Origin of the sequence: Nocardia sp. NPDC005978 (assembly GCF_040614455.1) — a bacterium.
In the GTDB taxonomy this organism is placed as follows: domain Bacteria; phylum Actinomycetota; class Actinomycetes; order Mycobacteriales; family Mycobacteriaceae; genus Nocardia.
Genome location: NZ_JBEXUS010000033.1, coordinates 9,901 through 33,859, shown reverse-complemented (window position 1 = coordinate 33,859; position 23,959 = coordinate 9,901). Strand labels below are relative to the sequence as shown.

22 protein-coding genes are annotated in these 23,959 nt (G+C 70.2%); 3 read left to right on the top strand and 19 right to left on the bottom strand.

The annotated features are described in order from the left end of the window. Window positions 1–3 precede the first annotated feature (3 nt). The 10 genes from rimM to ABZ319_RS17245 all read right to left on the bottom strand — a co-directional run bounded on the left by rimM (window position 4) and on the right by ABZ319_RS17245 (window position 9,991). Window positions 4–540, bottom strand: a complete 537-nt coding sequence (rimM, locus tag ABZ319_RS17290) for a ribosome maturation factor RimM (protein WP_354987404.1) — start codon at window positions 538–540, stop codon at window positions 4–6. After that, window positions 541–783 (bottom strand): RNA-binding protein, encoded by a 243-nt coding sequence (locus ABZ319_RS17285; RefSeq protein ID WP_354987403.1) that lies wholly within the window; start codon window positions 781–783, stop codon window positions 541–543. It lies immediately after the preceding gene. Further along, the gene (gene rpsP / locus ABZ319_RS17280; RefSeq protein ID WP_354987402.1) at window positions 783–1,229 is read right to left on the bottom strand and encodes a 30S ribosomal protein S16; all 447 of its coding nucleotides are present in this window, start codon (window positions 1,227–1,229) and stop codon (window positions 783–785) included. Before rpsP ends, ABZ319_RS17285 begins: the two co-directional genes overlap by 1 nt. 518 nt (window positions 1,230–1,747) lie before the next feature. Next, entirely contained in the window at window positions 1,748–2,329 is a 582-nt protein-coding gene (locus ABZ319_RS17275; RefSeq protein WP_354987401.1) for a Uma2 family endonuclease, read from the bottom strand. A 232-nt stretch (window positions 2,330–2,561) separates the two neighbouring features. Further along, on the bottom strand, window positions 2,562–3,662 hold the full coding sequence (locus tag ABZ319_RS17270; RefSeq protein WP_354987400.1) for an amidohydrolase family protein: 1,101 nt from the start codon (window positions 3,660–3,662) through the stop codon (window positions 2,562–2,564). Window positions 3,663–3,773: 111 nt separating this feature from the next. Further along, window positions 3,774–4,751, bottom strand: a complete 978-nt coding sequence (locus ABZ319_RS17265) for a BMP family protein (RefSeq protein ID WP_354987399.1) — start codon at window positions 4,749–4,751, stop codon at window positions 3,774–3,776. Between the two features lie 47 nt (window positions 4,752–4,798). Beyond that, window positions 4,799–5,770: an ornithine cyclodeaminase family protein gene (locus ABZ319_RS17260; RefSeq protein WP_354987398.1), complete on the bottom strand. Its 972-nt coding sequence runs from the start codon at window positions 5,768–5,770 to the stop codon at window positions 4,799–4,801. Next, window positions 5,770–6,690: an ABC transporter permease gene (locus ABZ319_RS17255; protein WP_354987397.1), complete on the bottom strand. Its 921-nt coding sequence runs from the start codon at window positions 6,688–6,690 to the stop codon at window positions 5,770–5,772. The genes ABZ319_RS17260 and ABZ319_RS17255 overlap by 1 nt, the downstream gene beginning before the upstream one ends. Next, window positions 6,687–7,742 (bottom strand): ABC transporter permease, encoded by a 1,056-nt coding sequence (locus tag ABZ319_RS17250; protein WP_354987396.1) that lies wholly within the window; start codon window positions 7,740–7,742, stop codon window positions 6,687–6,689. Before ABZ319_RS17250 ends, ABZ319_RS17255 begins: the two co-directional genes overlap by 4 nt. Window positions 7,743–8,089: 347 nt before the next feature. Then, complete coding sequence (locus tag ABZ319_RS17245; RefSeq protein ID WP_354987395.1) at window positions 8,090–9,991, bottom strand: ATP-binding cassette domain-containing protein; 1,902 nt, start codon at window positions 9,989–9,991, stop codon at window positions 8,090–8,092. A gap of 116 nt (window positions 9,992–10,107) precedes the next feature. Here ABZ319_RS17245 and ABZ319_RS17240 point away from each other — a divergent pair, with 116 nt between their 5' ends. Continuing rightward, on the top strand, window positions 10,108–10,821 hold the full coding sequence (locus tag ABZ319_RS17240; protein ID WP_354987394.1) for a GntR family transcriptional regulator: 714 nt from the start codon (window positions 10,108–10,110) through the stop codon (window positions 10,819–10,821). Between the two features lie 75 nt (window positions 10,822–10,896). Here ABZ319_RS17240 and ffh read toward each other — a convergent pair whose 3' ends face one another. The 6 genes from ffh to ftsY form a co-directional block, all read right to left on the bottom strand. After that, window positions 10,897–12,465 (bottom strand): signal recognition particle protein, encoded by a 1,569-nt coding sequence (ffh, locus tag ABZ319_RS17235; protein ID WP_354987393.1) that lies wholly within the window; start codon window positions 12,463–12,465, stop codon window positions 10,897–10,899. 64 nt (window positions 12,466–12,529) lie between these two features. After that, entirely contained in the window at window positions 12,530–12,805 is a 276-nt protein-coding gene (locus ABZ319_RS17230; RefSeq protein ID WP_354987392.1) for a hypothetical protein, read from the bottom strand. A gap of 198 nt (window positions 12,806–13,003) precedes the next feature. Then, window positions 13,004–15,472, bottom strand: coding sequence for a [protein-PII] uridylyltransferase (locus ABZ319_RS17225; protein ID WP_354987391.1), 2,469 nt, complete (start codon window positions 15,470–15,472; stop codon window positions 13,004–13,006). A gap of 168 nt (window positions 15,473–15,640) precedes the next feature. Further along, entirely contained in the window at window positions 15,641–15,979 is a 339-nt protein-coding gene (locus ABZ319_RS17220) for a P-II family nitrogen regulator (protein WP_067827260.1), read from the bottom strand. 3 nt (window positions 15,980–15,982) lie between these two features. Next, a complete protein-coding gene (locus ABZ319_RS17215) occupies window positions 15,983–17,293 on the bottom strand; it encodes an ammonium transporter (protein ID WP_354987444.1) in 1,311 nt (436 codons plus the stop codon). A 264-nt stretch (window positions 17,294–17,557) separates the two neighbouring features. Continuing rightward, window positions 17,558–19,207: a signal recognition particle-docking protein FtsY gene (gene ftsY, locus ABZ319_RS17210; RefSeq protein ID WP_354987390.1), complete on the bottom strand. Its 1,650-nt coding sequence runs from the start codon at window positions 19,205–19,207 to the stop codon at window positions 17,558–17,560. A 215-nt stretch (window positions 19,208–19,422) separates the two neighbouring features. Between ftsY and ABZ319_RS17205 the strand changes: the two genes are divergently transcribed. Next, a complete protein-coding gene (locus ABZ319_RS17205; protein WP_354987389.1) occupies window positions 19,423–19,812 on the top strand; it encodes a DUF2237 domain-containing protein in 390 nt (129 codons plus the stop codon). A 54-nt stretch (window positions 19,813–19,866) separates the two neighbouring features. Here ABZ319_RS17205 and ABZ319_RS17200 read toward each other — a convergent pair whose 3' ends face one another. Further along, a complete protein-coding gene (locus tag ABZ319_RS17200; RefSeq protein WP_354987388.1) occupies window positions 19,867–20,967 on the bottom strand; it encodes an FAD-dependent monooxygenase in 1,101 nt (366 codons plus the stop codon). 95 nt (window positions 20,968–21,062) lie between these two features. Here ABZ319_RS17200 and ABZ319_RS17195 point away from each other — a divergent pair, with 95 nt between their 5' ends. Next, complete coding sequence (locus tag ABZ319_RS17195) at window positions 21,063–21,641, top strand: helix-turn-helix domain-containing protein (protein ID WP_354987387.1); 579 nt, start codon at window positions 21,063–21,065, stop codon at window positions 21,639–21,641. A 9-nt stretch (window positions 21,642–21,650) separates the two neighbouring features. Here ABZ319_RS17195 and ABZ319_RS17190 read toward each other — a convergent pair whose 3' ends face one another. Together ABZ319_RS17190 and ABZ319_RS17185 are read right to left on the bottom strand one after the other, a co-directional pair. Further along, window positions 21,651–22,556 carry a hypothetical protein gene (locus ABZ319_RS17190; RefSeq protein ID WP_354987386.1) on the bottom strand — a complete coding sequence of 302 codons (906 nt, stop codon included), beginning with the start codon at window positions 22,554–22,556 and terminating at the stop codon, window positions 21,651–21,653. Between the two features lie 108 nt (window positions 22,557–22,664). After that, window positions 22,665–23,627 carry a helix-turn-helix domain-containing protein gene (locus tag ABZ319_RS17185; protein ID WP_354987385.1) on the bottom strand — a complete coding sequence of 321 codons (963 nt, stop codon included), beginning with the start codon at window positions 23,625–23,627 and terminating at the stop codon, window positions 22,665–22,667. Between the last annotated feature and the right edge of the window lie 332 nt (window positions 23,628–23,959).

Sequence of the window (23,959 nt, the reverse complement as noted above, 5' to 3'; positions counted from 1 at the left end):
CGGTTACTCCGGGTCCAGCAGACCCTGCGGCGGATCGATGACGATCAGCGAGTCCGCGATCGAAACGGTCGGCACGATCGCATTCACGAAGGGCACCAGGATCTCTCGGCCCACCGGGGGGAAGGCCTCGGCGGCCGTGATCGAAAGCAGTTCGCCCGCGGCCGAATGCAGTACTTCCTTGACCGTGCCCACGACGGTGCCGTCACCCAATTGCACGGTGAGACCTTCGAGTTCGTGGTCGTAGTACTCGTCCGGATCCTGCGAGGGCGGCAGATCGGCGGAGTCGATCACGAAGAGCATGCCGCGCAACGCATCCGCGGCTTCACGCTGGACGAGCCCTTCCAGACGCACGAGAAGCCGGCCCGAGTGCTCCCGGGCCGACTCCACTACGTACTGCTGCGTCTGCTTCGCGCGCGGCAGCCGGCCCACGAGGGTGGCGCCGGGCGCGAAACGCAGATCGGGCTCGTCGGTGCGGACCTCTACGACGAGTTCGCCGCGCACACCGTGCGACTTGGCGACCCGCCCGACGACGAGTTCCATCTATTGATCCGTGTCGACCACGTCGACGCGAATGCCCTTACCGCCGATGCCGGCGACGAGCGTGCGCAGCGCGGTCGCCGTACGGCCACCGCGACCGATCACCTTGCCCAGGTCGTCGGGATGCACGTGCACCTCGACGGTCCGGCCACGACGACTGGTGATCAGCTCGACGCTGACGTCATCCGGATTGGCGACGATGCCGCGAACGAGATGTTCGACGGCATCGGCGACGACGGCCGTCATTACTCGGCGGCCGGGGTCTCGGCGGCCTCGGAAGCGGCCTCGGCGGCCTCTTCCTTCTTGGCGGCCTTCTTCTTCGGGGTGACGGCCTCGGCGGTGGGCTCGCTGTCGGCGGCGGCCAGCGCGGCGTTGAACAGGTCCAGCTTGGACGGCTTGGCGGCCTTGGTCTTGAGGGTGCCCTCGGCGCCCGGCAGGCCCTTGAACTTCTGCCAGTCGCCGGTGATCTCCAGCAGACGCTGCACGGCCTCGGTCGGCTGCGCGCCGACGCCCAGCCAGTACTGCGCGCGCTCGGAGTTGACCTCGATCAGCGAGGGCTCTTCCTTCGGCTGGTAGATGCCGATGGACTCGATGGCGCGGCCGTCACGACGGGTGCGCGCATCGGCGACGACGATGCGGTACTGGGGGTTGCGGATCTTGCCCAGACGGGTCAGCTTGATCTTGACAGCCATTAGCTGTGCCTTTCGATGGTGGCCGCCCCGAAGGGCAGCCCGGTTGGTCACGGCGCAATTCAGCAACCCACGCGGGGTGGGCCCGGTTTTGCGTTGAGTGTGTGACCGCCGCGCGGAACGTATCCGGAGACGGGCTGCACTTGTCCTCGATGAGGACGATCGGCCATTCTGCCAGATCGGTCCGGGACCGGAGAAATCGCCCTCGCCGGAGACGGCCCGGACGACCCCCGGAAACGACTCGGCCCGCCGGGTCCGAGGACGCCGGGCGGGCCGCTGTCGTATAGGGCGCTATCGGGCGCTGATCGACGAGCTGAGCGAATCGACGCTCCCGAGAAACATCTTCGCGGCAATGCTAGCGATCAGACCGGCGATCACGGTCTCCACGGAACCCACAGCAGGTCTCCTCATCAGGTCGAACTCCAGAACGTGTGAAGCATGACCCATTCACACTCCCGGGGCGACCGGAATCACCAGATTGCCCGCCGGCCGGGATACGAGTGCGGTTCGGTGGGCTGCTCTCAGCTCAGCTCGGACGTATCCACTGTGACCGGAACCGGCCCCGGGGCGAGCACGGCTTCACCAGCCGCGGCATAGACCTCCTGGCGGTACGTCACCGCACCGAGCGTGTACCCGTAGAACTTGGCGGGCTTACCCAGCCGCGGCAGTTCGACAATCCATAGATATGGAACCTTGGCGGCGGCGTACGCGGCGACCTTGGTATCCCGCTCCTCACGAGTGTTGCCCGGCGACCAGATCTCGACAGCCAGAACCAACTGCTCAGCCTCGAAGCTGGTGTGCTCGATACCGGCGGACACGACAGCGATGTCCGGAACAACGCCGGTTCGGAACGGAGTACTGATCTTGACTGCCACGGCCGGAAGCACGTTCAGGTCGTCGCGACCTGCCGCTCGAACCGCATTGCGCAGTGCTACAAAAAGCTCGCCGGCCGCATACTGGTGCGGACCACCGGGCGCAGGTGTCATATAGAGGTACCCCAGGATGAGCTCGAGACGAGATCCATCGGACGGCTGCTCTTCGGCTAGCCAGTCTTCCAGCGTCTTCGGGCCCAGGGGGTGGATTGTGGAAACCTCCGCTGTCATCGTCACTTCCGTCCGATGTGTCGCAATGACCTCGTGCGCGAACCAACTCGCGCTCAATCTTGCCAGACTTCGCCATTCGGAGAAGAAACATCGACGTTCGGCCTGGCTCACCAACTGTTCGACTGCGGCGAAGTCTCATTCGGACGGCCGTGCGAACGCCGCGGCACTCCACGCGCCGCACCGGCTTCAGCACTGGCACTGCGCGTGGCCCGCTGTGCGCCGAACGCGTCGTTCAGCGGTAGGCGGTGACCGGGTCGCGGCGGTCGTAGACGTGGCCGCGCAGGACCACCCAGGACGGGGTGGCGAGGGCTGCCAGGTTCTCGCGGGGGTCTTCCTGGTAGACGACGAAGTCGGCGGGGGCGCCGGGTTCGATCGACGGGTGGTTCAGCCAGGTGCGGGCGTTCCAGGAGGAGGCGCCGAGGGCGTCGTGGGGGGTGAAGCCGGCGCCGGTCAGGGCGATGATCTCGTCGGCGATCCGGCCGTGGGTGATCGAGCCGCCGGCGTCGGTGCCGGTGTAGATCGGGACACCCGCCTCGTGCGCCTTGCCGATGGTGTCGCGGGAGCGGGCGTGCAGGTCGCGCATGTGGGCGGCGTAGACCGGGAATCTGCCTGCGCCGGCGGCGATTTCGGGGAAGGTGTCGATATTGATCAGCGTCGGCACCAGGGCGACGCGGTGGCGGGCCATGAAGTCGATGGTGTCGTCGGTCAGGCCGGTGCCGTGCTCGATGCAGTCGATGCCCGCGTTCAGCAGGCCCGGCAGGGCGTCCTCGCCGAACACGTGGGCCGTCACGCGCGCGCCTTCGCGATGCGCGGCGTCGATGGCCTCCTTCAGCACCGCGTCGGACCAGAGCGGGCACAGATCGCCCACCGCCCGGTCGATCCAGTCGCCGACGATCTTCACCCACCCGTCACCGCGCCGGGCCTGCTCGGCCACGATCGCCGGCAGGTCTCGTTCATCGTCCAGGTCGATGCCCAGTTCGCGGATGTACCGCTTGGGCCGCGCGATGTGCCGCCCCGCCCGCACGATCCGCGGCAGATCCGGGCGGTCGTCGGCGAACCGCGTGTCGATCGGCGATCCGGCATCGCGCAGCAGCAGCACCCCGGCGTCGCGCTCGACCTCCGCCTGCGCGATGGCTCCGGCCGAATCCTCGTGCCCGCCACCGTATTTGATCCCCACGTGGCAGTGCGCGTCGACCAGCCCCGGCACGATCCAGCCCGAGGCGTGAATGGTCTCGGCGTCGGCGACGGGCTCGAACGAGATCACCCCGTCATGCACCCACAGATCGACGAATTCCCCGGTGGGCAATACCGCCCCGCGAAAATGCAGACGCATGTCCGACCTCCTGGTCTCGGCCTGTCCACATCGTAGAGGCCACCTGCACGCGGACAGCGCGCCCGGGTGTGCACCGCGGACGCGCCGGGCCGAAGCGGGTTGCCCCGCGCCTCACTTGATGACGACGGCCCCGTCCGCGAGATCCTTCTCGATCTTGTCCATGGCGGTCACGACCGACGGATCGGCGGCGCAGACCACCAGATCGGAAGCGCCTGTGCCCGAGGCGATGCCGAAGCGGACCTGTTCCGCGGCGAACGTGCCGTTCAGGACCGCGTTCACCGCGTATTCGAGCTCGGCGCCGGTGTCCTGCTTCGCGTAGGCGGCGTAGGCGGGCTCGGACCCGCACGGCTTCACCAGCGGTCCGCCGACCAGGGTCGCGCCGGACTCCTTGGCCGCCTGGGCCAGGCCCTGGTGGCCGAGGTTCAGCTGCTGACCGAAAACGTCGGCGCCCGCGCCGATTCCGGCCTGGGTGGCCTGCTTCGCCTTGGCGACATCGTTGAAATCGCCGATGTACTGCGGGGGCAGCACCGTCACATCGGGTTTGGCCAGCTTCGCGCCCTGCTCGAAGGCCCGGGCGGTCTTGACGATCGCGGGCAGTTCCATGCCGCCCAGGAACGCCACCTTGCCGGACCTGGTGGTCAGCGCCGCGAACGCGCCGGCCAGGAAGCCGCCGTCGGCCTGTACCGGGTCGTAGTAGGCGAGGTTGGTCAGCGGGGCCGCGTCGGCGGGGCCGCCGATCTCGACGAACTTGACCTTCGGGAACGACGGCGCGACCTGGCGCAGCACCGAATCGGTCTGGCCGCCGAAGGAGACGACCAGGTCGGTGGTCGAGGCCAGCCGGGTCAGCACCTGCTGATAGTCGGCGGTCGCGACCTGCTCGACCTTGGTGAGCGAAACCTTGTCGCCCAGTGTGCTTTCCAGGCGCTGATAGCCCTCGTAGCCCGACTGCATGAAGCCGTCGTCGGAGATGGATCCGGGGAACATCACCCCGACCCGCACCGTGGATCCGGTGTCCTCGGAGCTACCGCCGCAGGCGGCGACGGACGCGCCCACGGCCAGGGTCAGCAGGGCGACTGCGATCTTCTTCATGGTTCTTCCTTCGAGGGGGTTGGGGCGGAAGCGTTCGGGCCGATGCGTCATGCGGCCAGGTCGATGTCGGTGCCGATGCCGCGACGCCGGGCGAGGTCGACCAGCAGGCGCGCGGTGGCCAGGTCCTGCAGGCCGACGCCGAGGGAGTTGAACAGGGTGATCTGCGCGGGATCGGTGCGGCCGGGTTTGGCGCCGATGAGCACCTCGCCCAGCTCGTCCGCCACGTGTTCGGCCCCGAAGACGCCCGCGCGCAACGGGATCAGCACATCGCCGGACTCGTGCAGCGCGGACAGACGGCTGTCCACCACCACGCGGGCGCGGCGCATGCCCTCGCTGTCGATCTCGCGATGATCCGGACGAGGCGGCGCGCCAACGGCATTCACGTGCAGGCCGGGACGGAACCACTCGCCCAGCACCACCGGGTCCTTCGAGGGGGTCAGGGTGCACAGCACATCGGCCGCCGCCACCACATCCGCCGGGGTGCCCGCGGTTTCGGCTCCGGTGGCGGCGGCGAACGCCCGCGCGGTGGCATCGGTGCGGCTCCACACCACGATTCGCTCGAACGGCAGCACCGCGGTGAGCGCCTCGACATGGGTGCGAGCCAGCGCCCCCGCGCCGATCAGCCCCAGCACCCGGCTCTCGGGGCGCGCGAGCGCCGCGGTCGCCACCGCGGACGCGGCGGCGGTGCGGAACCTGGTGACAGCGCCGCCGTCGATCAGCGCCGCGCACGCGCCGTCCTCGGTGTTCACCGTCAGAATCGCCGAACGCTGCACCGGCAGACCGCGATCCCGGTTGGCGGGCACATCGGCCAGCAGCTTCACCGCCGCCATCCCGGCGCCGCGGGACGCCGCGGCCATGACCAGGAACGCCGCGTCCGAGCCGGGCAGGCGCATGGCGGGCGGCGCGGGCAGCACCGCCGCGCCCCGGGCCAGCTCCGCGTGCGCACCGCGCACCGCGGCGAAGACCTCCGGCAGCGTGATCATCGCCAGTACGTCGGAGCGCGTCAGAATCAGGGTCATCAGGCTTTGGCCTCTCGGAGGAAGGGCTGGGTGAGCCCGGCGGGCGCGCGGCTCGCGCCGACCAGCCCGCTCACCGCCAGCACCGCGAGCAGATACGGCGACATGACCAGGACCGCGGTCGGCACGTGGATGCCGAGCGCGGGCGCCGCGAATTGCAGCGCCTGGGCGATGCCGAAGAGCAGACAGGCGAGCAGGGTCGGCCACGGCCGCCACTTGCCGGCGATCACCGCGACCACGGCCAGATAGCCCGCGCCCGCGGTGATGTTGTCGGTGAAGGCGTGCACGTCGGCCAGCGCCAGGTGCGCACCCGCCAGACCGGAGGCCGCACCGGTGATCAGCACGGCGGCGTAGCGAAACGCCTTGACCGGCAGGCCGGATCGGTCGGCGGTGAGCGCGTCCTCGCCGATCGCGCTGATCGCCAGGCCCCAGCCCGTGCGATGGGAGAACACCACGGCCAGCAGGACGGCCAGCGCGACGGCCAGGTAGCCGAGCGCGGTCTGGGCGAACAGGGCGCGGCCGACCACCGGAATATCGCTGAGCACCGGGATGGCGAGCCGGTCGAAGCCCGGAACCGCCCGGCCCTCGGTGAAATACAGGCGCGCGCCGTAGGTGGTCGCGCCGAGGGCGAGGGCGTTGGCCGCGATGCCGGTGACGATCTGATCGGCGCGCAGCGTCACGCTCAGCACCGCCTGGATCAACGCCACCAGCAGGGCGGCCACCAGCGCGCACAGCACACCGGCGACCGCGCTGCCGGTCGTGTGCGCGCCGACCGCGCCCGCGAAGGCGGCGGTCAGCATCATGCCGTCGACGCTGAGGTTGAGCACGCCCGCGCGCTCGCTGACGAGTTCGCCCGCCGAGGCGACCGCCAGCGGAATCGCCAGTCGCACACCGCCGTCGAGCAGTTCACCGATCGCGCTCATCGCCCGTTCTCCTTTCGCAGCAGCACCGCACCGGCGACGAAGATGATCAGCACGCTCTGCACCACCTGAATCGAGGAAGCCGGAACCGACGCCGCCAGTTGCAGATTGATGCCGCCGGACGCGAGCAGGCCGAACGCCAGCGAGATTCCGGCGACGGCGGTCAGCGAGCCGCGGGCCAGCAGGCCCACCACCAGACCCGCGAAGCCGTAGCCGGAGGTGAAGTGCTCGGCGAGCACGTAGGGCACGGTGGCGACCAGCCCCGCGCCCGCCACCCCGGCCAGCCCGCCCGCCACCGCGAGCGCGCCGAAACGCAGCCGGTGCACGCCCAGGCCGAGCCGGGCCGAGGCGGCCTCGGACAGCCCGACCGCGGTGAGGCGCGCGCCGGTGGCGGTGCGCCGCAGCACGATCGCGGTGAGCACGGCCGCGACCGCCGCCACCGCGACCACGACGGTCGCGGGTGAGCCCTCGATACCGAGCAGCGGCAGCCGCGCGCCCTCGGGCAGCGGCGCGGACTGCGGCAGCGTCTCCGACGAGGTGATCGGCTGCCGCAGCAGCCCCGCCTCGTGCACCACGAGCGTCACCAGTCCGAGTCCGACGAAATTCAGCAGCAGGGTGGTGATCACCTCGCTGGTCCCCCGCCACACCCGCAGCCCCGCCGCGATGCCCGCCCACGCCGCCCCCGCCACGAACCCGGCGCCCAGCACCAGCGGAACCCCCACCGCCGCGGGCGCTCCGGCGGGCAGCCACAACCCGACGGCCGCGGCCGCGATCCCGCCGAGCGCGAGCTGCCCCTCCCCGCCCACGTTGACCAGCCCCGCCCGATGCGCGACCGTGAACCCGGTCCCGATCAACGCGAGCACGGCCGCCATGTTCAGCGCGCTCCCGAACGCGTACGGCGTCCCGAACATGCCCTCCCACAACGCGTCCGCGGCCTTCGCCGGCGACGCGCCCCCACCCAGCACCAACCCGAGCCCGACGATCAGCGCGGCTCCCACCGCCCCGCCGTAGACGACGAGATCACGCGTGAACCGCTGCGGGGAAAGCCGTTCCAAGACGGCCCGCGCACGTTCCACGCCGACGGTCCGCGCCCCGGCCGCGTCGCCCGCAAGCGGTGAAAGCCCCGCGGGTCCGGACGCCGAAGCCGCCGCCGGCACACCGGCCGACGGGGAGAGGTCAGTGCCGGGGCTCGAACCCCGCGCCGCGCCACCCGTAGCCGGTGACGAACCGTGATCAGTGGACGCAGCGAGATCCTCGGGCGCGGAGGGTGGCCCGGGTCGGGCGGAGGTTACCGACGAGGTTGCGGGCGCGGCCGGGTTTGCAGACGCAGCAGCAGAGATTGTGGATTCGGCAGAGGTTGAGGGTGCGGACGCGGCGGGGGGACGGCGGCCGGCATTGCCGGTCATGCGACTGTTCCGAGCATGAGGTTGGCGATCTTTTCTCGGGCTTGGGGATCGGAGGGGGTTACCGGGCCGAGGAGGCGGCCGCGGTAGGCGACCAGGATCCGGTCGCAGAGGGTGAGGAGCTCGGGGAGCTCGTGGGAGATCAGTAGGACCGCGGTGCCCGCTGCCGCGGCTGCGCGGAGTTGGGTCAGGACCGCGTCCACCGCGCCTAGGTCGAGGCCGCGGGTCGGCTGGGCCGCGATGAGGCAGCGCAGGCCGGGGAGGGCCAATTCGCGTGCCACCACCACCTTCTGCTGGTTGCCGCCGGACAGGGTGCGCATGGGTGCGCGGGGCCCGGGGGCCTTGATGCGGTGGCGCTCGATCACCTCGGCGGCGGTCGCGTCTATCGCTTTGCGGTCGAGCAGGCCGTAGCGGCGGAACTCGGCGAGGCGGCCGAGGGTGAGGTTCTCGGCGACCGTCATGGCGGGCACGCAACCTTCGTGGTGGCGGTCCTCCGGAATCACGCCCAGGCCGTGCGCGGTGCGAGCCGCGGGCGTGGCGTGTGTGAGATCGGTTGCGGCCAGGTGGAATTGCCCGACATCGGGACGGCGCGCACCGCTCAGGACCGCGACCAGCTCACTCTGCCCGTTGCCCTCCACCCCCGCGATCCCGGTGATCTCACCCGGCCGCAGTTCCAGGTCGACCCCGTCCAGGGCCGAGCCGCCGTCGGGACGGGCGAGACGCAACCCGGAGGTGCGCAGGACCGGCGCGAGCGCGGCGAAATCCCTTGTTCGGATGGATATCTCACCCGCCGAGGCACCGTCGGAGTCCAGCGCGACGGCAACGCCGACATCCCGAACGGTCACGCCACGGCGCTCCGAGGTAGCCGCACGATCGGACTCCGGATCGCCCCTACCACCGAACTCCGAGATGGCCGCAACGCCGGACTCTGGACCGTCCCCACCGCCAGACTCCGAGATGGCCGTGCCACCGAATTCCGCACCGCCCCTACCGCCAGACTCCGAAGTAGCCGCACCACCGGACTCCAGACCCACATCATCGAACCGCGAGAGGTCCACGGCCCCGCGCGATCCCGGGCCGGTCGCAGCGGTAGCGCCCTGTCCCAACGCGGCGGGCGCATCGACCCCCGGCACTACCGCCGCGGGCAGCGTCCCGCCGCCCAGCAGCGCCTGGTCCAGGTCGCCGAGCGCGCGGCCGACCATCAGCTCGACCAGCTCCGCGCGGGTGAACGAGTGCAGCGGACCGGAACCCGCGACCCGGCCGCCGCGCAGCACCGTCGCCGCGTCCCCGGCCTGTTCGATCTCGCCGAGTTTGTGGGTGACCAGGACCACCGCGCGGCCGGAGTCCGCGATGCGGCGGCAGGTCGCCAGCAGGGCATCGATCTCGGCGGGACCCAGGACCGCGGTCGGTTCGTCGAGCAGCACCAGGCGTGGTTCGCGCAGCAGGCATTTCACGATCTCGACCTGCTGGCGCGCGCCGACCGAGAGCTCCTCGGCCCGTGTCGCCAAGGGCGCCCGCAGGCCGAACTCGTCCTCGATGCGGGCCAGGCGCGCGGCGAGCTCGCGGCGCGGGAGGCGCAGGCCCGCACCGGATCCCAGCAGCAGGTTCTCCCCCACCGTGAGCGTCGGGATCAGGCTGAAGTGCTGATGCACCATGGCGATGCCGTGACCGAGCGCGTCGGCGGGACGCCGGGGCCGGTACCGCTCACCGAACAGTCGCATCTCACCCGTATCGGGGGCCGCGCCGCCGTACACGAGATTGCACAGGGTCGATTTCCCCGCGCCGTTCTCGCCGAGCACGCAGTGCACCTCGCCGAGCGCGATCGTGAGATCGATATCCGACAGTGCCCGCACGGCACCGAAACTCTTGCCGACGCCGGTCAGCTCCAGGGCCGTGTCCACGATCGAACCTCCAGTTAGTGGTATACCGTTAACTGTCGGTCTCGGGTGTGGCGCGAACGTTCCGCTCATGTTTCGGTCCGGAAAACCCATCCCGGACCCCGATACTGTGGAGAGTCGTGACGGAACCAGGTTCGCTGCGCCACCGCGCCTACGAGTCCATCAAGGCGCGCATCGTCGGCGTGGAACTACGCCCCGGCCAGCGCCTGGTCGAGCGCGACCTGGCCACCGAGCTCGAGGTCTCCCGCATCCCTCTGCGCGAGGCGCTGCGCATGCTGGCCTCGGAGGGCCTGGTGCTACTGGTACCCGGAAAGGGCGCGCTGGTAGCGCCTTTCACCCCCGCCGACGTGAATCATCTGTTCGACGTCCGCGAGGTGCTCGAATCGCTGGCGGCCCGCCTGGCCGCCGCCAACGCCACCCCCGATCGCCTCCGGCCACTCGAAGCCGTTCTCGCCGAAGCGATCTCGGCCACGCACGCCGGCGACCCGCAGCGCATCGCACCGGCCAACGCCGCGTTCCACGCCGAAATCATCGAACTGGCGGGCAATCCCCTGCTCAGTTCGCAGATGCGCCCCCTGGCCGCCCGCACCGAATGGCTCTTCCGCCTCACCGCCGATCGCGATGCCGCCGAACAGTGCTCGGAACACCAGGCCCTGTTCGACCGCATCGCCGCGCGCGACGAGTCAGGCGCGGCTGCCAGCGCCTTCGCCCACATAGCCGCCGGCCGCGCCCCCAGCCTGGCCTTCGCCGAGGCCTGGTCCCAGTCCGACGTGGACCCCGAACAGATCGCCCGCGCCCGCCGCAGACGCCGCGCGGAGCCGACCGCGAACTAGCGCAGCGCACATCTGAAAACAGCTCCGGCCCCGTCGATTTCGACGGGGCCGGGCCACGATTCAGCGACGCGACTACTACTTCTTCGGGAAGTTCAGCTTCGAGAGGTCGAAACCGTCCAGGCCCGGGGGCAACTCGTTCAAACCGGCGGGCAGGTTGCCCAGATCCGGCATCCCGCCGGGCATCCCCGGGAGGCCCGGCATCCCCGGGAAGCCGCCGCGCAGCTTCGGCGGCGTCGGGCCGCGCCCGCCCTTCTTGCCCTTCTTGCCCTTGCCCTTCTTGTTGTTGCCGCCGCGCGCGCCCGGCAGGCCGAACTGGCGGCTCATCGCGCCCATCATCTTCTTGGCTTCGAAGAAGCGGTCGACCAGCTGGTTGACCTCGGAGACGGTGACGCCCGAACCGTTGGCGATGCGCAGCCGGCGGGAGGCGTTGATGATCTTCGGGTTGTCGCGCTCGGCCCGGGTCATGCCGCGGATGATGGCCTGCACGCGGTCCAGCTGCTTGTCATCGACCTGCGCCAGTACGTCTTTCATCTGACCCGCGCCCGGCAGCATGCCGAGCAGGTTGCCGATGGGCCCCATCTTGCGGATGGCCAGCATCTGCTCGAGGAAGTCCTCCAGGGTCAGCTCGCCGGAGCCGATCTTGCGCGCGGCCTCTTCGGCCTGTTTGGCGTCGTAGACCTGTTCGGCCTGCTCGATGAGCGAGAGCAGATCGCCCATGCCGAGGATGCGGCTGGCCATGCGGTCGGGGTGGAAGACGTCGAAGTCCTCGAGCTTCTCACCGGTGGAGGCGAAAAGGATGGGCTTGCCGGTGATCTCGCGCACCGACAGCGCCGCGCCACCGCGGGCGTCGCCGTCCAGCTTGGTGAGCACGACGCCGGTGAAGCCGACGCCGTCCTGGAACGCCTGGGCGGTGGTGACCGCGTCCTGGCCGATCATGGAGTCGAGCACGAACAGGATCTCGTCCGGATTCACCGCGTCGCGGATGCCGGCGGCCTGGGACATCAGCTCGGCGTCGATGCCGAGGCGGCCCGCGGTGTCGACGATCACGATGTCGTACTGCTTGCTCCGGGCCTCTTCGATGCCCTGGCGCGCGACCAGCACCGGATCCGCGGCCGAGACGCCCAGCGGGTTCTCGCCGCCGCCGATGGAGGTGCCCGGGTTCGGCGCGAACACCGGCACCCCGGCCCGCTCGCCGACCACCTGGAGCTGGGTGACCGCGCCGGGTCGCTGAAGGTCGCAGGCGACCAGCAGCGGCTGATGCCCCTGCCCCTTGAGCCATTTGGCGAGCTTGCCCGCGAGCGTGGTCTTACCCGCGCCCTGCAGACCGGCCAGCATGATGACCGTCGGCGGGTTCTTGGCGTACTGCAGCCGGCGGGTCTCGCCGCCCAGGATGCCGACGAGTTCCTCGTTGACGATCTTGACGACCTGCTGCGCCGGATTCAGCGCCGCGGAGACCTCCGCGCCCTTGGCGCGTTCCTTGATCTTGGCGATGAAGCCGCGCACCACGGGCAGCGCGACGTCTGCCTCGAGCAGCGCGAGCCGGATCTCCCGCGCGGTCGCATCGATATCGGCCGGGGACAGGCGCCCCTTTCCACGCAGATCCTTGAGGGCACCGGCCAACCGGTCGGAAAGGGATTCGAACACCGATGCTCCTGATCTCGAGGGACGTCACTCGAGATACCAGGGTAGTGGGGAACGCGGCGGGCCGTTATTCCAGGGAGCGGGGTCGTGGCAGAGTGAGCGGACGATGGAGGTCGTGACGCTCGACGGCGACCATGCCGACGGCCTCACGCGCGGTCAATCCCAGCTGGAGCGCCAGGCCGTCGAGCATGGCCCATTGCGCCCTGCTGGGTTCCTGTGGATCGGTGACAGTCGCGGCGATCGTCATGGCCGTCACCGCCTGCGGACCCGTCAGGGTGCGCCCGGGCAGCCACGACACGACCCAGCGATCACCTCCGACACAGCGGGCAATGTGTGTGGTCATATCACTCGTCATAGTCGACGCGGAAACAACTTCGATTGCCACCAACTGCTCCCCTCAATGGCTTGTCACAGCTCGGGATGAGGCGATATTAGGGTGTGCCGGGGATCACGCTATCCGCATTTCAGCTAATTGCGTGCAACAATCGGATTAACTGGCAAACACCCGGTTTGCCAGTTAATACAGCTTCCTGGCAACCGTTCAGAAAACCGAGGTTGAATCGTTTTCAGTGTCCGATTCGGGCGATTTCTTCGGTTGTTGCGGAGGCACCACCGCCAGTACAGCGGCCTCGATCTCGGCTCTGCGTTCCGGCGTGTCGGCCGCGCCCAGATCCAGGCAGAACGAGTCGACGACCGCCGCGCCCATGGTGCTGACCTTGGCCCAGCACACATTCGCGCCCGATTCCGCGAGCGCGGCGGCCAGCCGGCTCAGCAGACCGATCCGGTCCTCGGCGCGCAATTCCAGCAACACCCGCCCCGGTTCGGCGGTCTCGAACCAGAGCACGCGCGGTTTCGCCTGCGCGTAAGGACTGGGCTGGGTACCGCCCGCCTCGCGTTCCTTGCGCGCGAGCACCGCGGCCAAATCCAAATCGCCGTTGATCGCCCGGATCAATTCCTGGCGCAGCAGACCCGGCTCCGGCGGATCGCCGAATCGCGGCGCGACCGCGAAGGTATCGATCGCCGATTCGCCGATACTGTCCAAACTCGCCGAGAGCACCCGCAGCGAATGCAACGCCAGCACCCCGGCGGCATCGGAGAGCAGCCCGGGATGATCCGGGGCCACCACGGTGACGATATGGGTGTACCGCCCCTGCCCCGGCTTCAATTCCACGTGCACGCCGCCCTTTTCGGCGCGCTCGCGCAGCTCGTCCGGGATCGGCTCGGGTTTGGGCAGGTCCTCCCCCGCCATGGCGAGCCGGCACCGGCGCACCAGATCCCCGATGAGCGAGGCCTTCCAGTCGTTCCAGACCCCGGGACCGGTGGCCAGGGAATCGGCTTCGGCCAGCGCGTGCAGGAGTTCGAGCAGTTGCGAATCGCCGTCCAGCGCCTCGACCACCATCTTCACGGTGTCCGGATCGGCCAGATCGCGTCGGGTCGCGGTGTCCGGCAACAGCAGATGGTGACGCACCATGGCCGAGAGCGTGCGCACATCCGAGGGCCACAGGCCCAGCCGGCGGCCGATCGAGGTCGCCAGTTCCGCGCCGACCACACTGTGATCCTCGGTGCGCCCCTTGCCGATATCGTGCAGCAGCGCGCCGATGAGCAGCAGGTCCGGGCGCGCCACCCGGGTGGCCAGCGCCCCGGCCTGCGACACCGCCTCCATCAGATGACGATCCACGGTCCAGGTGTGCATGGCGTCGCGCGGCGGCAGATCGCGCACCACGCCCCATTCCGGAAAGAGCCTGCCCCACAGTCCCGTTCGATCCAGCGCCTCGATGGACTCGATGGCCCCGCGGCCCGCGCCCAGCAGCACCAGCAGATCGTTGAGCGCTTCCTTGGGCCACGGTTCGCGCAGTTCGGGCGCGTCCTCGGACAGCCGGTTCAGTGTGGTCGCGGACATCGGCAGCCCGGTCTGCGCCGAGGCCGCGGCCACCCGCAGGATCAGGCCGGGATCGCGCTGCGGGCGCGCGTCGCGCGCGAGCACCACCTCGCCCGAATGCTCGACCACGCCCTCGTCCAGCGGGCGGCGCACCGGCATGCGGCGCAGCCGGGCCAATCCGCGCCGGGGCAGGGCGTTGGCGGCGGTGCGCAGCCCGACGTCGGCGGAGTAGCTGACCGTGCGCGCCGCGTCACTGAGCGTGCGGGCGAGATCGAAGCGGTCGCCGATGCGCAGCGCCGCGCCGATCTCGTCGGCGTCCTGGGCGCGCAGCTGATCCCGGGCGCGGCCCGCGACCCGGTGCAGTTCGGTGCGCACGTCGAGCAGGCGGCGATGCGCCTGCAGCAGGCCGCCGCCGGGCACATCGGGACCGAGTCCCGGCATGGCGTCGGTCAACTGCGCGATGGCAAGCGCGTCCAGCAGCTGGATGTCGCGCAGGCCGCCGCGCCCGTTCTTGAGGTCGGGTTCGGCGCGGTGCGCGATCTCGCCGCTGCGCCGCCAGCGGGTTTCGGCCTGGGCGATCAAAGCGTCGAAGCGCGAACGGATTCCGGTGCGCCAATCGCGGCGGACGCCGCTGATCAGCAGATTGCTCAGCCCCTCGTCACCCACGATGTGCCGGGCCTCGAGCATGCCCAGGGCCGCGGTCAGATCGTCGGCGGCCACCCGCAGCGCCTGCGGGACGGTGCGCACGCTGTGATCGAGTTTGATGTGGGCGTCCCACAGCGGATACCAGAGCTGGTCGGCCACCTCGGCCACGCGCTTGGGATCGACGCCGTCGTAGAGCAGCACCAGATCCAGATCCGAATAGGGCAGCATCTCGCGGCGGCCCAGGCCGCCCACGGCCACGATGGCCAGCCCGCTGTCCGCGGTGATGCCCACCTCGGAAGCCTTTGTGGTCAGCCACAATTCGAAGAGATCGACCAGTGCCTGGCGCAGGGCCTCGGGGTCGAGCCGGGAACTGCGCCCGTGGGCCGAATGCTCGGCGAGCAATTGGGTGCGGGCCCGGACCAGATCCGATGCCCCGTTGGACTTCGCGTCGGAAGCCTGCTCGTCACGTGCCTGCTCGAAACCCACAACTACCCACCTCGTTCAGTTCGGCGTCCCGGGCGCGTCGTGCGCGGTCCGGAACCTGGCGCCCGGCGAAAGCACGGAGGCGGCCCCGTCCCGGCCGGTGTGAGCCGGGCGGGAGCGGGGCCGCCGCTCAATGATCTGCAGTGCTCATCGAGCTAGATCTGTGTTCGCTCAGAGAGCGTCGGACCCACGCTCGCCGGTGCGGACCCGGATGACACCCTCGACGGGGGTGACCCAGACCTTGCCGTCACCGATCTTGCCGGTGCGGGCGGCCTCGACGATGACCTCGACGACCTTCTCGACCGACGCGTCGTCCACGACGACCTCGACCCGAACCTTCGGGACGAAATCCACCGAGTACTCCGCACCGCGGTAAACCTCGGTGTGGCCCTTCTGGCGGCCGTAGCCCTGGACTTCGCTGACGGTCATGCCGAGCACGCCCGCCTGCTCCAGACCGGACTTCACATCCTCGAGCGTGAACGGTTTGACGATTGCGGTTACCAGTTTCATGCGTCATGCCTCCTTGACGGCGGTGGAACGTGCCGTGCCACCCACAGCAGCGAAATCGTATGCCGATTCCGCGTGCTCCGACTCGTCCATGCCGACGAACTCGGATTCTTCATCGGCCCGCAGCCCGATCGTGAACTTGATGGCGAGGGCGATGATCAGGGTGGCGATGCCCGAGTAGGCAAGCACCGCACCGGCTCCCACGGCCTGCTTGATCAGCTGATCGAAGCCGCCGCCGTAGAAAAGACCGGCGACAGCCGCGGGCGCCTCGGGCGCGGCGAACAGACCGACCAGCAGCGTGCCGACGATGCCGCCGACGAGGTGAACGCCGACCACGTCGAGCGAGTCGTCGAAACCGAACTTGTACTTCAGGCCCACGGCCAGGGCGCAGAGCACACCGGCGATGACGCCGATGGCGAGCGCGCCGAGCACGTTCACCGAGGAGCAGGACGGGGTGATGGCGACCAGACCGGCCACGATGCCCGAGGCGGCGCCCAGCGAGGTGGGCTTGCCGTCGCGAATCTTCTCCACCAGGAGCCAGGCGAGCATGGCGGCGGCGGTGGCCACGGTGGTGGTGACGAAGGTGGCGCCGGCGATGCCGTTGGAGCCCACTGCCGAACCGGCGTTGAAGCCGTACCAGCCGAACCACAGCAGACCCGCGCCGAGCATCACGAACGGCAGGTTGTGCGGGCGCATGGGGGTCTGCGGCCAGCCCTTGCGCTTGCCCAGCACCAGGACCAGGACCAGCGCGGCGATACCGGCGTTGATGTGGACCGCGGTGCCGCCGGCGAAGTCGATGGCCTTGAGCTTGGTGGCGATCCAGCCGCCGTGCTCGGCGGTGACGCCGTCGAAGGCGAAGACCCAGTGCGCGACCGGGAAGTAGACGACGGTGGCCCAGACCGCGGCGAAGAGCAGCCAGGCGCCGAACTTCAGGCGGTCGGCGACCGCACCCGAGATGAGGGCGACGGTGATGATCGCGAACATGGCCTGGAAGGCCACGAAGACCGTGAGCGGGATGGTGCCGGCCAGCGGGATCGAGGCCGCCGTGGTCACACCGTCCTCACCGGTGCTGGCCAGGTAGGTGCCGCCGATCAGGCCCTTCAGGCCGAAGTACTGGGTCGGATCTCCGAGGAGATTGCCCTTGTCTTCGCCGAAGGCCATCGAGAAGCCGTACAGCACCCATAGGACGGCGATCACGCCCATGGCGCTGATGCTCATCATGATCATGTTCAGCACGTTCTTCGCACGGACCATGCCGCCGTAGAAGAATGCCAGACCCGGGGTCATCAGCAGCACGAGTGCGGCGCTGGCCAGCATCCATGCGGTGTCTCCGGCGTCAGGTGCACCGGTTAACGGAAACGCCACCTCTAGTTCCTCCTCATCTCGGGCTCTGCCGAATCCGGCAAATCGAGCCTGCAATGAGGTTCCTCAGTTGGTGTTTCCTCCGTGATCCTGCGGCGTTTCGCCTAGGTGAACGGATGAGATTGCACTGTTGCGGTCAGGTTTCCAACGTCGCACCGCTGTTACGCGGGTGCTGTGAGGATGTCGGTGTTTCCCCTGATGCGCGTGGGTCCGGGCCGGTCAGCCCAGCAGCGCGTCGACGAAAGCCCCGGGTTCGAAGGGTGCGAGATCGTCCGCACCCTCGCCCAAACCGACCAGTTTGACCGGGACGCCGAGTTCATGTTGCACCTGGAAGACGATGCCGCCCTTGGCCGTACCGTCCAGCTTCGTCAGGGCAACACCGGTGATGTCGACGACCTCGGCGAAGACCCGCGCCTGCATGAGCCCGTTCTGGCCCACCGTGGCGTCGAGCACCAGCAGCACCTCGTCCACGGCGGCCTTCTTCTCCACCACGCGCTTGACCTTGCCCAGCTCGTCCATGAGACCGGTCTTGGTGTGCAGGCGGCCCGCGGTGTCGACCAGGACCACGTCCACGCCGCGGTCGATGCCGGCGCTCACCGCGTCGAAGGCAACGGCGGCCGGATCGGCGGCCTCCTTGCCACGCACGGTCTCCGCGCCGACGCGCTCACCCCAGGTCTGCAGCTGATCGGCCGCGGCGGCGCGGAAGGTGTCGGCCGCGCCGAGCAGCACGCGGCGGCCGTCGGCCACCAGCACCCGCGCGAGTTTGCCGGTGGTGGTGGTCTTTCCGGTGCCGTTGACGCCGACCACCAGCAGCACCGACGGGTGATCGTCGTGCGGTAGGGCGCGAATGGAACGGTCCAGCTCGGGGCGCAGGGCCTCGATCAGCACCTGGCGCAGCACCGCGCGGGCGTCGTCGGCGGTGCGGACCGTGCTGCGGGCCATCTCCTCGCGCAGGCGCTGCACGATGGTTGCGGTGACCGCGGTGCCCAGGTCGGCCATGACCAGGGTGTCCTCGATCTCCTCCCAGGAATCCTCGTCCAGGTCGCCGCCGCCGAGCAGGCCGAGCAGGGATTTGCCGACGGCGTTCTGCGAGCGGGACAGGCGCCCGCGCAGGCGGGTCAGGCGGCCCGCGGTGGGCTCGATCTCGGGGACGAGGATTTCCGGCTCGGGAACCGCCGGGGCGGTGGGAGCCGGTGCGGTGGGAGCCACGGCTTCGGCGGGGGGTGCGACCTTGTCGAGGACCGCGGGTTCGGCGGCGGCGACCTCGGGCTGTGCGGGGGCGGACTGTGCTTCGGCCTCGGTGGCCGGGGCCGAAGGCGTCGCGGGGGCTTCCGGGGCGGCGGCCGGCGCGGGGACGTCCGCGGGCGTGACGGCCGTGTCCGGCTGCACGGCGGGCACGGTCTCCTCGACCGGGGGCGCAGTCTCGGCGGTCGCCGGTGCGGTGTCCTCGGCCACCGGTGCGGATTCGGCGGTCGCCGCGTCCTCGGGTGCGCGTTCGGGCCCCTGAACCGGTTCGGGCAGGCGAATGTCCTGGATCCCGCGGCGGCCGGAGTCGCGCGGCACGGCCGCGTCGTCGCCGATCTGCGGCTGGCCCTCGGTGTCGGTGCGCTCGACCCGCTCCGGTTCCGGGGTCGACCGCGGCAGCGGCTCGGGGGCGGGCTTCGGCAGGGTCGCCGTCCCGCCGCCTTGACTGAAACTGAATCCGGACGAGGCCGTATAGCCGCCCGACTTGTCGGTCAGCTCCGGTTTCGCCTCTTCGGCCGGGGTCAGCGAGATGCGCCGTCGTTTGGCGAGGACGAATCCCGAGACGAACGCCACCAGCAGGACCGCGGCGATAGCGGCGATGAGGATCCAGGCTTGTGCAGTCACGCCGCCATCCTCTCAGAGGGTTGGGTGTTGCCCGATTCACGCACCTACCGACGAGTTCACGGGGTGTGTCATCTAGCACACATCGGTACCCGGGCGCTATCGACACGCCGACAGACACGCCTTATGGCAAACCTACGACCGACCGGTCTGCTTGACAACGCACCACACTTCGGAAGGGGCGGCGAATGCGACACCGAGACAATAGGATCGGCGACGTGACCGATCGAAATGTGCTTGGGGGACCGCTGGAGGAGTGTGGCACCGATCCTCTCACCGGCTTTTACCGGGACGGCTGCTGCAGCACCGGGCCCGAAGATCTCGGCAGCCACACCGTCTGCACCGTGGTGACCGCTGAATTCCTGGATCACCAGAAGTCGATCGGCAACGACCTCGTGACGCCGCGCCCGGAGAACAATTTCCCGGGCCTGCAACCGGGTGATCGCTGGTGTGTGGTGGCGGTGCGCTGGCTGCACGCGCACGAGGACGGCGTGGCAGCGCCGGTCGTGCTGGCGGCCACCCATGAGAACGCCCTCGAGGTGGTGCCCATGGAGACGCTGCGCAAGTACGCCGTGGACGTGCCCAACGACGTCAGCGATCTGCTCTGAACCGCGGGCACCCACCAGCGCGAACACACCGGACAGCGGCGGGGGCGACGCCGATCATCGCGGGGAGAAGGCCCGGAGCGCTGTGTCGCGCACCGTGATTCCCGCCCGCGTCCCGGGCACCAGGAAGGCCGCGCCGAGCCGCGCCCTGCGGTGGACGGGTCCGGTCAGTAACCGGTGCCGTCGTTCGTAGCGGCCCAGCGCGCCCCCGGGATCCCCGGGCGCGCCGGTGAGTTCGTCCGCCAGCGTGCGGGCGGCGGCGATGGCGAGACTGGAACCGTCGCCGAAGAGCGAGACGCTCGAGGCCGCGTCGCCGAGCAGGGCCACACGCCCGATCGACCAGTGCGGCAGGCGCACTCGGCTCACCGAGTCGAAGTACAGGTCGTCGGCGGTGCGCACCCGGTCGAGCACCTCGCCGAAGATTCCGGCGTTCCCGCCGAACGCGGAACGAATCAGGTCGCGGTGCCGATCGAGGTCGTGGTGGCCGAGGCCGGAAATGACCGGGCTCCGGAACATGAAGGCGGCCAGCGGACTTCCCCCGCCGGGGTGGACCGAGACGGCGCGGCCGGGTGAGTTGTACATCAGGACATCGCCGCCCGCACCGTAGGACCGGCCGGCGGGCACGGTCGCGACGTACATTCCCATGTGCCGCACCAGATCCCGTTCCGGCCCGAAGACCAGGCCGCGCACGGTCGAATGCAGGCCGTCCGCGCCGACCACGTAGTCGTAGGTCGCGGGCGCGCCGCGCTCGAAGGTGACCGTCACGCCCGAGTCGTCCTGCGTCAGAGCGGTGATCGAATCCTGCCGGCGCACCTCGGCGTGCTCGCGGGCCGCGCCGAGCAGGATGCCCGCCAGCCGGGCGCGCGGCACCTCGAGCGCACCGTCCCGGCCGCCGGTGCGGATCGAGGTTCGGGCGCGCCCGGCGGCATCGACGAAGACGAGTCGGTCGGCGCCCGTCGCCGCCGCACGCAGCGCCGGCAGCAGGCCCATCTCCTCGACGACCGCGACGGCCGGCCCGCGCACATCGACCGGGTTCCCGCTCGAGCGCGTTCCAGCGGCGCGCTCGACCACCGTCACCCGGAAACCCGCACGCCCGAGTAGGTACGCCAGGGCCGACCCGCCGATGCCGGCGCCCGAGATCAGAACCGAAGTGCCCATGAGTATCAACCCCGTTCGATAAGTGGACGAATTTCGTCCACTTAGACGATGGTACGGTAACCGGAAGAATTTCGTCCACTTACGAATCGAGTGCCATGACCGAGCACTTGCGCGCCGACGCGCAGGGCAACCGGGATCAAATCCTGAGCGCGGCGCTGGCGGTGTTCCGCGAGCGCGGCACCGAGGTGCCCATGAAGGAGATCGCCGATCGGGCCGCGGTCGGGGTGGGCACGCTCTACCGCCGCTTCCCCGATCGCGACGCACTGGTCACCGCGGTCGCCGACGCGCATCTGCGGCGGCTGGCCGATATGGTCGCGACCGCCGGGCGCGAGGAGGCGACCGCCTGGCTCGGACTGGGCCGTTTCCTGCGCGAGTGCGCCGAGATGCGGCTCGGCGCACTGTCTTCGGCCATCGAACCGGCCGCGCATCGGGCGATCCAGCACGATCCGCGACTGACCGGGGTGCGCGACTCGATCGTCGGGCACATCACCGAGTTGACCGAGCGGGCGCACCGCGACGGTGAGCTGCGCGCCGATGCCGGGCCCGGGGACATCGCGGTGCTGATGACCCTGCAGATCTACGTGCGCGACGCCGAGTCCTACGCGGATGCGGTGCGGCGGGTGCTGACGGTGGTGCTGGACGGCCTTCGGCCGCCGGGGTATTCGGCGCGGTGACGCCCGGCGTCAGTGCACCGCGCAGGGCTCGGTGCCGGAACTCTTGCGGGGCAGGGACTTCGCGGTGGTGCGCAGTTCGGTGCGGATCGCGCGCAGGCGCGGTCTGGACGCGAAGGCGAGGCGGTCGATGCCGGCGTGCACCGGGGCTTCGAGCACCCGCATGAGCACAGCGACCGCGATCGTGCCGAAGAACAGCACCACCAGCGCGGTCCGCTCCCCCAGCAGCAGGAGCACGACGGCGGCCTGACCGCCGAAGACCACGGCGGTCGCGGCCGAGATCAGCAGGGAGTGCGCCATATCCGCGTACAGCTCCTCGTCCTCCTCGAAGGCGTCGAGCACCGCCACGCCCACGCCGAGCAGCACCAGGTCCACCGCCAGCGCGGCGAGCATGCCGCTGTGCGGCAGCACATTGAAGCCGAGCAGGATGAACGACGCGGTGAGCCCGAACATGAGCGCGCCGGCGGTGAACAGGCTCGCGACCGAACGGCGCGAGTCCTCGGCCCAGTCGCATTGGCGGCCGAGCACCGCCAGCATGGTGCCCAGCAACGCCATGATGGCCAGGGTGCCCAGCAGGTAGGCCGCGGGCATCAACCCGGCCGCGCCCGGCATCGCCGCGAAGCCGCAGATCGGCAGGAAGACCAGCCGCCAGAGCCGGTCCGCGCGCGCGGTCCAGCGCTCGGGCAGGAGCGTGATGAAGACGCCGCTCCAGGCCACCGCGGGCAGGCTCACCAGCACCACGTGTAATCCGTCGAACCAGGGTTCCCCGCCCACCAGCCGATCGGCGACCACCGCCGCCGCGTACGCGAGCAATCCGATTCCGGCCCGGCGTAACACCGGCTTCCGCGAATCGCGAGCCAAGAGATACCAACCGAGCCACCACGCGACGCCGAAAGCGATCGCCGACACCCAAACCACGCAGCGAAGCCTACTGCCGGACCGGGGCATTTCGGTCGCCTCCGCTGGTCACGAATTGGTATGCACATCAGTCACTTTCACGTGACGGGAAAGCGGATGTCCGGTGCGTCAGCAGTTTTCGAGCGAACGCCGGCGGCGGTGCGCTTTCTGCCTGCACGCCGGTGAGCAGTACCGCGCGGGACGCCCCGCACCGCCCGCGGGCAGGGGTGCGACGCAGATCGGGCAGTGCCGAGTTTCGTTACGAGCCCCTGTTTCGTTACGTGGCCGGACGCGAGTTTCGGGTTTCGTGACGTCGGCTCCGGGACGCGGCCGCATGGTCTCGAGCACCAGGGCCGCGCCCCGCGCCAGGGTGCGCCGACCGGGCGAGAGGTGCTGGATGGCAACGCATCCGGTGAACAGGGCCAGCACGTCCTCGAGGGTGAGGTCGGGACGGACGGCCCGGCGCGCGTGCGCGTTGGCCAGCAGGGTGCTCAGCGCGGCGTGGAACCGCTCCCCCGCCTGCCGCAGCAGCGGGCTCGGCCAGCCGTCCTTGGCGGTGACGTCGCACAGCGCCTGGTTACCCGGGGTCGAGACCACCACTTCGGTGCAGAACGCGAAGAACGCGCTCCCGGGATCCGCCGCGTCCCGAGAACCGATGGCCAGCGCGGTGAGCCGGTCGATCCGCTGCTGCAGTACGGCTTCGAGCAGTTCGGCCTTCGCCGGAAAATGCCGATGCACGGTCCCCGCACCCACCCCGGCCCGCCGCGCGATCTCGGCCAGCGACACCTCCACCCCGTCGGTGGCGAACGCCCGCTGCGCGGCCGCCAGCACCAGCGCCCGGTTACGCCGCGCGTCGGCCCTGGTGTTGGCGCCGGACCCCGCGTCCGGACGGGCGGACGCCGCCGCACCCGGACCGCGATCGGTCCCCGCGCTGCGGCGGGCACCGGAACTGCTGCCGGAGCCGGGACCGCCGTCGAGCCCGGAAGCCGGTGTCCCCGAGCCGTAACCGGGGCGGGTCCGCCGCCTGGCGTCGGCCCCGGTATCGGCACCGGACCCCGCCCCACCAGGCCCTGTGCCCGAACGGGCGGACACCGCCGTATCCGGACCGTCAACGGTCCCCGAACCGTGGCCGGCACCGGGTCCTCCGCCGGGACCGGGACCGCCGTCGAAGCCGGAAACCGGCGCCCCCGAGCCATAACCGGAGCGGGTCCGCAGCCGCGCATCGGCCCCGGTGTCGCCACCAGACCCTGTGCCTGTACGGGCGGACACCGCCGTATCCGGACCGTCATCGGTCGCCGAAACGTCGCCGGTACCGATCCTTCCGCCGAGGCCGGGACCGCCGTCGAGCCCGGAAGCCGGTGTCCCCGAGCCGTAACCGGGGCGGGTCCGCCGCCTGGCGTCGGCCCCGGTATCGGCACCGGACC